Origin of the sequence: Vibrio sp. 10N.222.49.C12 (assembly GCF_041475025.1) — a bacterium.
Lineage (GTDB): Bacteria > Pseudomonadota > Gammaproteobacteria > Enterobacterales > Vibrionaceae > Vibrio > Vibrio crassostreae_C.
The window spans coordinates 103,010-111,190 of the sequence record NZ_JBFRVF010000019.1; the positions used below are offsets into that span (position 1 = coordinate 103,010).

Genomic DNA, 8,181 nt, shown 5'->3' on the forward strand with positions numbered 1-8,181 from the left:
GACATTTATGAGTCAGTGATTCTGCTAAATTAGCATTTAAAGGATTAACTCAGGTATTGCAAACCTCTAACTACGTGGGCAAGTTCACTTAGCCACTACAGGAGCCGTTCAAGTCTTAAAAAACATCATCCCAATACGGTAAATCACCATAATAGTCACTGAGAAACTCAATAAAAACACTCAACTTAGTCGCAATCAGCTTACGGTGCGGATACACCGCATGTAGCGCCATGGGTTCTGGCTCAAACTCTTTTAGAATAACGTTAAGTTGGCCCTTCTTTACTGCGTCAGACACGATAAAAGTGGGTTGAAAAACATAACCCTCTCCCGCTATAGCGGACTCAACGAGGATATCGCCGTTGTTGCAGGATATACCGGAACTCTCCTCTTTTGACGAGCGCTTCAGCGCATTCATAAGTGGGGACTCGGATTGACTGTAATCCATGTAGCTGTAGCTTAGCAGATGCTCTGGAATAAGCTGTTCCGGATGCTCTGGCGTTCCATGCCGTTCAAGATAGTCTGGGGAAGCACACATAACCAACCGAACCGGAGCAACACGCTTTGCAATTAAGGATGAGCTTTTTAATTGCCCGATCCGTAACGCTAAATCAAAGCCCTCCTCAACCACATCGACTTTCCGATCGTTGAGTTGCAAATCGATACCCACAGCCGGATTGAGCTGCTTAAAATCCCGAATAAGTGAAGCGAGATGCTTGGTAGCAAAAGTCACAGGAGCACTGATACGCAGTAAACCTTGCGCCTCATTCTTTAACTGCCCCATGCTCCCTTCCATGTCTTGAATACTTTCCAAAATGTGCTGAACGTGTTGCACACATCGCTCGCCCGCTTCTGTAAGGTGTACTTTTCTCGTCGTGCGGTTAAGCAGGCGTACCCCGAGTTGTTCCTCCAAATGAGATACGTACTTACTGACCAACTGATTTGACGTTCCCAGTTTCTCTGCTGCCTTGGTAAAACTGCCTTCTCTAGAGACCGTGAGAAACGCCTTCATGGTGTCAATCCTATCCATTAAACAAATCCTTTTAATAAGTCAATTACCAACAATACATTGGAAATCATTCAATGATAATGCCATTTATCATCTAAAGGAGAAAGATTAATCTTATTCCCAAGTTAAGACTTACTTGAATAAATCAACTCTGAGGGAAATACCATGAACAAGCACATTTTTAACAAAGTAATTCAATCCAATGCTGGCTTTGCGGCACTAGTACTGAGAGTTCCGGTAGGAATCATTTTGGCTGCACATGGTGCGCAAAAGCTGTTTGGCTGGTTTGGTGGCTATGGACTTGAAGGTACTGGCCAATGGATGGCAAGCATTGGGCTAGCACCCGGTTACCTAATGGCATTGATGGCTGGCAGTGCAGAATTCTTCGGAGGTTTAGCCTTGATATTTGGCCTTTTGACTCGCCCAGCAGCACTGGTCAATGCATTTGCCATGTTAGTGGCAATCTTCAGCGTTCACATCAGCCATGGCTTATTTATCAGCAATAACGGTTACGAGTTTGCTTTGGCGTTATTCGCTGCCACTTTAGCGCTAGCCATTCAAGGTGGCGGAAAGTTTGCCATTGATAACCGCTTACTTGGTGCAACCAAAACCGCTTAATAAAAGCTATTGGACTCGAAACAAATTAGACAAACAACAGACGCCCATGGCGTACGCTCGCAAGGGGCTCTTCGAAATAAGGAAAGATTATGTTGGTAAATGGTAAGTGGGAACGCAAGTGGGATCCCGTTCAAGAGAAAGACAGTGAAGGCCGCTTCATCCGCCAAAGCAGCGCATTCACAAATCGCATTGACGATGCACAGTCAGCAGTCGATAAAGGTTTGCGACTCTATGCTGCTTACATTTGTCCTTGGGCAACACGCACATTAATTGCTCGCTCGTTGTTTAACTTAGAAGATGTAATTGACGTAAAAATCTTAGACCCAGTACTAACAGATTTCGGTTGGCAATTTGGGGGTGAATCTGATTCAACGGTAGGCTCTACAGAGAGTGGCATTGAGGGAGTGGAATACGCTCACCATCTTTATACGATGACTGATGACCAATACACTGGTCGAGCGACTGTGCCTGTACTTTGGGATTGTGGTGATAACAAAATCATCAACAACGAGTCTGCTGATATTCTTCATATTTTGAACGAAGACTTAAGACCGATTCATAATTCAAACATCAATTTGTACCCGACTGAGTTGCAATCACAAATTGAAGAGTTTAATGCCAGTATCTACGACAGCTTAAACAATGGCGTGTATCGCGCAGGATTCGCTTCAAGCCAGAAAGCTTACGACGAAGCCATGGTTGATATTTTCGCTCGCTTAGAAGAACTGGAAACACATTTTGCGAATAACGATTTTGCCGTTGGCAACCAACTAACCGAAAGCGACATTCGGTTATTCGTTACCTTGATCCGATTTGATGTGGCCTACCATGGCCTATTTAAAACTAACATCAAAGCCATCTCTGACTACCCTGCGTTGTCAGCGTATTTGGACCGCTTATTACAAATCGAAGCCTTTGCGAAAAACACTCGTGTCGATCATATTAAAGCGGGCTATTACTCGGTAACTGCGCTAAATCCATCTGGCATAATTCCTCAGGGGCCGTACTTGGATTGGTTTAAATATTTACCGGAGGGAGTATGAAACTAGCACCTCTGATGTTCGTTGGTCACGGTTCTCCGATGTTTGCGTTAGGCGCAAGCATCGAGGCTCAACAACAGGCGACCGATAATTTAACCCATCAAGTAGCTAAATTTGATGATGTGGAAGCTATATTAGTGATATCACCACATTGGGTTGCCCGCGGTAATGTCGTTATCACCAACGACCAACCAGAAACCATTCACGACTTTGGTGGCTTTCCACCTGAATTGTACGAATTGAACTATCCTGCGATGGGCTCACACATTGTTGGTAATAAAGTCATCGACTTATTAACCAACAATGGTTTCGAAACTAAGGCGGACAATTACCGAGGCTGGGATCACGGTGTTTGGGTACCGCTGTATCACCTGCGCCCAAATGCAGACAAGCCAATAGTGCAATTGTCGCTGAATGTTGATCTGTCACCAGATGAACTAGAAAAGCTCGGTAATACCTTGAAACAATTGCGTAAGCAGAATATTGCGGTTATCTGCTCAGGTAGCCTGACGCACAATTTATATGACATTCGAATGAGTCACGAGCGCGTCGCAGAATATGCAAACAAATTCCAAAATTGGGCACGGAAAATCGCTCTTGAAGGCAATTTAGCGGAGGCAAAACAGCCTCACGTTAAGTCTGTTCACTATGCGAAGTCACATCCTACCTCTGAGCATTATTTGCCGTTAGTTATTGCTATGGGAGCAAAAGATGACGCTGATAATCTTACGGTGTTGGAAAGTCCAATCTTGCATCACTCCATTTCAATGGAGAGTTATGTTTGGTCTCAGTGAGCAATAACATTACTTTAGTTTAGAAAAACAGCATCAACCAAGATAAGTATAAACTGCAAGGCTAACATGATGTATGGAATCCACTCCCTCCTTAGCAATCTAGACTTAGGAGTGTGAGAAAAAACCGAGGGTTCCAATATGTTGACTAAAAATGTTATCGCTATCGACTTAGCAAAAAATGTTCTTCAAGCCTGCCATATCAGCATTCATGGTGAGCTAATGTCCAATAAACCTCTGAGTCGCCAGAAGATGAAAGAGTTCTTGGCAAAGGCTAAGCCTTCGATTGTCGCCATGGAAGGTTGTTGCGGTTGCCATTACTGGGGGCAATTAGCAGAAAAACTTGGGCATGAAGTCCGAATCATTAACCCTAAGAAGGTGAAAGGATACCTAGAAGGTCATAAAACGGATCATAATGATGCTCTCGCCATCGCTAACGCCGCTATACAAATTGGTATCAAGTACAGTCGTCCAAAGTCATTGGAACAACAAGCTATCGCCGGTTCAGTGGCGCACGACTTTCAAGCAATAGAACTCATTTCATTGAGGGCATTTTTGCGTTACATGCTACCGCCAGCATACCTTTGGGCAGAAATGAGTTTCGGAAAAGTAAACATTAGCAAATCATGAATAACTACAGGTATGGCAAAGAGGAAAAAGTTTCAACGGTGTCTCCAATTGCTTTATTGAAATACTAGTACCTGATCCCGTACTGGAATCAGGTGATTGTTATGAGAGACAAAAGACAAGACCCTATTGTTTCTAATGCTGAGTCACAAGCAGTTTTTTTCCATGCTCGATTAATCATTATCAGCATTACTGATAACTTAAGCGCGTTGCAGCAAATCGGTTAAGTAAAGTGTGCATGATGTAACACAGTAATAAAGTCGCTACGATGGCAACCAAAATACTGCTAATACGGTAAAGTGCACTATATATCAGATCGCTACCTGGGGTGAGGTATTGGCCAAATAAAATCCCCAGCGTGGTCATCGCTCCAAAGCCAACCCCAGCGCCGACGTTTTCTTTGACGTGTACTTGGCTAAATAGCATTAACCCAAACCATAAAACCGGCACGACTAAGATCAACAGCCCTGACCAATCATAAAGAAACAACTGGGCTAACACACCGAATGTCACTCCAAGAAAGGTACCTATCGCACGTTTAAGGGCATAATTTAATACCCCAGTAAAATGCATCGGATAAAGTAATAAAATTGTGGCAGCTTGCGCCGACATAGAGTCTTGCAGATTAAATATCTGGAACACTACAAAAGATGCTGTGGCGATAGTTGCCCCCAGTAATACTTCATGTCGCATTCGATTTACTGATTTTGCTGGTGGTTTTTGCAATTTTCTGGGTTCAACATCAGGGATTAACGAGACCATGATATAGGCGATAATGATTGCCAGTATTGTGGCGCCGAGATTAGCGCCGATGAGACCGTTTAGATCAGTATCAGGGTAACTGGCAAAATTAAGCATGATGCTCAGATTAAGTAAACTATTGGCACCATAAAGAAAAAAACTGCCGCGGGTCATGGCGGTAAAAAAGCCAACAAACACCCCAAAAATAATCAGGGTCATTAAGACTGGATGGCCACCAAATAAACCACCGATAACGCCTACCACTAATCCAGCTGTGACAGAAGACGCCAACACCTGCCGCGCGACATGGGCGGTGAACACAGGTGCTAGCCCTAGCAATACCATAGGGGTAACAGTATAAAACACCCCGTTACTAAAGCCGAACAGTTTGCACACAGTAAAGCCAATCGTGCCAGCAGTGGCAATACGTAGACATTGACGTAAATCATTGGCTGTCATGGGATTAAATCTTAGTAACATGATTGTTGCCTTGTGTCGCTGTAATATATTTAAAATAGCGCATCTATCAAATGTTTGATGTTAATAGATATAGTGCAGCATACTGATGGCTTTAATCTGCCCATGAGCTAATAAGTTCAGCAAACTATTTTCTGGCATTATCTGCACCGTCGCCCGTGCCCCCGTTGGCAATGTTCTCATGACTTCGTCATTATCTAATTGTAAATGCAATCTCATTCTTTGGGCGTCACGGACCCAGCGATCAGATTGTTGCGGAGTCGCTAAACTGCCATTGGCATCGAACTGTCCGGCGCTAACCCCAGCATCAATACTGCTGACGTGGGCGCGATATAAACGGCCTGGTTCACCGTCAAACGCAACAAGGGCTTTAGATGAAATTGAGACATCTCGTAATGCCTTTTCTCTAAAATCAGCAATAATATCCACATCATCAGAAACAAGAGCCAGCAGTGGCTGGCCAATGGCCGCAAAGCCGCCGACCATGATTTGCAAGTTAGTAACTGTGCCGTCTTGATCCGCATGAACTTGGGTATAAGACAGGTTTAATTTGGCTTGGGCTAAGCGATTTTCGGCCTGACGTACTTTTAAGTTATTGTTACCGTAAACACCGCGGCTCACTTCTAATTGCTTTAAACGGGCTTGGGTTGCCAGCAAATTTGCTTCAGCCGCAGCGGCATCGCTGTCAGCTTGATCGCGTTGCTGTTGGGATACGCCATTAGTTTTGTACAGTGCATCAAGACGCTTTGCTTCGCTGCGTTTTTGTTGTGATGTGGTTTGGCTGGCATTGACATCAGCTTGCGCCGCTAACAAAGAGGCATCTAGCTCAGCGTTATCTTGCTGGACTTGCTCTAAAGCCAACTGCGCTTCATCTACCGCTAACTTATACGGTCTAGGATCTACTTTAAACAGTAATTCACCCTTGCTAACAACTTGGTTATTAGTGACAGCAATAGTTTTAATGCGGCCATTAACTTGTGGGGTAACCTTAGTCACAACCCGAGTTGCCATAGCCTGCGGCGTTAATGGCATAGTCGCATCAGCAAACATAAAGTAACCAAATACCAGCATAAAGCCTGCTAAGGCAATTTTTGTTAGCCGCGAAAATTGTTGATCTGGTGTCATATTTGTATTCACTTACTTGTCTGTCATTTTAGCTAATTTGGTTAACGCATTATTACCAATCAGATTAATTACTCTTTCAAACTCAGTAAGTTCTTCAGCGTTTATGCCTAAGAGCAATTGGCTACGGATATTGATAATTGTTACTTCAACTTTCGTTATTAAATCGAGTCCAGCAGGAGTCAAATTGACAAGTCTGGCGCGTTTATCATGGGGGCAACAGTGGCGTTCAATGAGCCCTTGCTGTTCTAATTGGGCTAAGGTGCGCATTAAAGAGGCCAGTTCAATTTCTAAGGCATTGGCTAATACTTTTTGACTGAGGTTGTCGCCTAATCGCCACAGTTTCCATAAGGCTGTCCAGCGTGGGTAAGTTAACTCTAAAGGGGCAAGTTCAATGTCAACAGAGGTGCGCCATAAGCGATGCAGACGCCCCAATTGTTCTGCCAGTGATAGCTCTTTCATATGGTCGAATTCTTTTTGCATCATGGTTCCCATTTACTTAGCGTGCTAACTATTATACTTGGTTAGCACGCTAAGTAAATTGTTTTATACTATCAAAATCGCCTCATAAGCCTAAATCCCCTTAAAGTAATGAAAAAAAAGAATAAAAATGGAAGTGAAATAGGACATCCGATCTTTTACCAATAAATTTTAACCCAGCCAACCCAATCGCTGAGCCAGAAACACAGTAGATGACAAAAAATATTAGCTAACGCGCCCATTCAGTCACAAAATAAACGGAAGCGGAATTTTAAAGAAAAATATGTAGGATTTTTGAGATTTACAGGTGGCGTTGTTGAACAATCCCTCCCTAAGAGCGTAGTAACCCCAAGGGCTGCGAGCAATTAAGCCACTTCATTTCTTACGGGCATACCTAACAACGGGGGGGGGGCAGGTCTTGCCTTTTGCCACTATACGGCTGACTCGTGAATAATGTAAGTCGAAGTGATTCCCTATTTGCTTTTGCGTATAGCCACCGCTATTAAATGCAGCAATAATGGCATCATTTCTACTAGGCGCTGAGTCTTGGTACTCCTTTAGCGAAAGAGGTTTAGCACGTCGCTGTTTTGCCGGAACCTCTTTGATATCTCCCTCTGCTAAATTCAAATTAGGAAGATGACTGTTCACAAACTCATCACTGCCTAGGTACACCTGCTGCTTTAATCCTGTCCATAGTGGCTTACCAACCCCCTCGAAAACGAATTGCTTGTATTTCTCAACAGCCTTATTTCTCTGGCGGCCAAATTGAAACAAGGTTTGATCAACCGCTAGCCAGTCTGGTGACTCTTTTAAACCAGTAACAAAAGGCCAACTGATCCACTCATATTCGTTCGGTGTATCCACTATATTTGCACGAACGGGGTTAAGTAAAATGTAACGTCCCACTTCCAATAGATAAGCGTCTTTGTCGACTAAAATGGCTTTAAAGCGACCTTGGTATAGATGACCGACTCGGTTATGTTTTCTATTGAACTTTTGGGTATACACACCATTAAGCTGACGCATTCCCTTACTTAAGTTCCCATCAGGAGTTTCGACGAGTAGATGGTAATGATTGGTCATTAAACAGTAGCTATGCACGACCCAATTGAATCGCTCTTGTTTATTTAGATAGAAAAAAGGCTTCATTTATGATCAGATAATCGTCGCCAAACAAACTACCTACATCAATAGTGAAGCCGATGACGATTATCTCCTTACAGAAGCAATTTAAGCAATTCTTTAATGCTGACACCCTCCAAAAAATGGCGAAAAGTAC

8 protein-coding genes and 1 pseudogene are annotated in these 8,181 nt (G+C 43.5%); 4 read left to right on the forward strand and 5 right to left on the reverse strand.

What is annotated here, in order from left to right; translation table 11 throughout:
• Positions 1–115: 115 nt before the first annotated feature.
• The gene (locus tag AB4583_RS06230) at positions 116–1,027 is read right to left on the reverse strand and encodes a LysR family transcriptional regulator (RefSeq protein ID WP_372116790.1); all 912 of its coding nucleotides are present in this window, start codon (positions 1,025–1,027) and stop codon (positions 116–118) included.
• Between the two features lie 144 nt (positions 1,028–1,171).
• On the opposite strand from AB4583_RS06230, the gene AB4583_RS06235 reads away from it, so the two are divergent.
• The 4 genes and pseudogenes from AB4583_RS06235 to AB4583_RS06250 form a co-directional block, all read left to right on the forward strand.
• Complete coding sequence (locus AB4583_RS06235) at positions 1,172–1,624, forward strand: DoxX family protein (protein ID WP_017037256.1); 453 nt, start codon at positions 1,172–1,174, stop codon at positions 1,622–1,624.
• Positions 1,625–1,713: 89 nt separating this feature from the next.
• Positions 1,714–2,667, forward strand: a complete 954-nt coding sequence (locus tag AB4583_RS06240) for a glutathione S-transferase family protein (protein ID WP_017039294.1) — start codon at positions 1,714–1,716, stop codon at positions 2,665–2,667.
• Positions 2,664–3,458, forward strand: a complete 795-nt coding sequence (locus AB4583_RS06245) for a class III extradiol ring-cleavage dioxygenase (protein ID WP_372116792.1) — start codon at positions 2,664–2,666, stop codon at positions 3,456–3,458. Before AB4583_RS06240 ends, AB4583_RS06245 begins: the two co-directional genes overlap by 4 nt.
• A 138-nt stretch (positions 3,459–3,596) precedes the next feature.
• Positions 3,597–3,951, forward strand: a pseudogene (locus tag AB4583_RS06250) (transposase); the annotation flags it as partial.
• A gap of 320 nt (positions 3,952–4,271) precedes the next feature.
• Here AB4583_RS06250 and AB4583_RS06255 read toward each other — a convergent pair.
• From AB4583_RS06255 to AB4583_RS06270, 4 genes are all read right to left on the reverse strand, one after another.
• On the reverse strand, positions 4,272–5,303 hold the full coding sequence (locus tag AB4583_RS06255; protein ID WP_017059067.1) for a DUF2955 domain-containing protein: 1,032 nt from the start codon (positions 5,301–5,303) through the stop codon (positions 4,272–4,274).
• Between the two features lie 60 nt (positions 5,304–5,363).
• On the reverse strand, positions 5,364–6,425 hold the full coding sequence (locus tag AB4583_RS06260; protein WP_017068664.1) for an HlyD family secretion protein: 1,062 nt from the start codon (positions 6,423–6,425) through the stop codon (positions 5,364–5,366).
• A gap of 12 nt (positions 6,426–6,437) precedes the next feature.
• Positions 6,438–6,905, reverse strand: coding sequence for a transcriptional regulator SlyA (gene slyA / locus AB4583_RS06265; protein WP_372052362.1), 468 nt, complete (start codon positions 6,903–6,905; stop codon positions 6,438–6,440).
• Positions 6,906–7,277: 372 nt separating this feature from the next.
• Complete coding sequence (locus AB4583_RS06270; RefSeq protein ID WP_372116794.1) at positions 7,278–8,051, reverse strand: transposase; 774 nt, start codon at positions 8,049–8,051, stop codon at positions 7,278–7,280.
• Between the last annotated feature and the right edge of the window lie 130 nt (positions 8,052–8,181).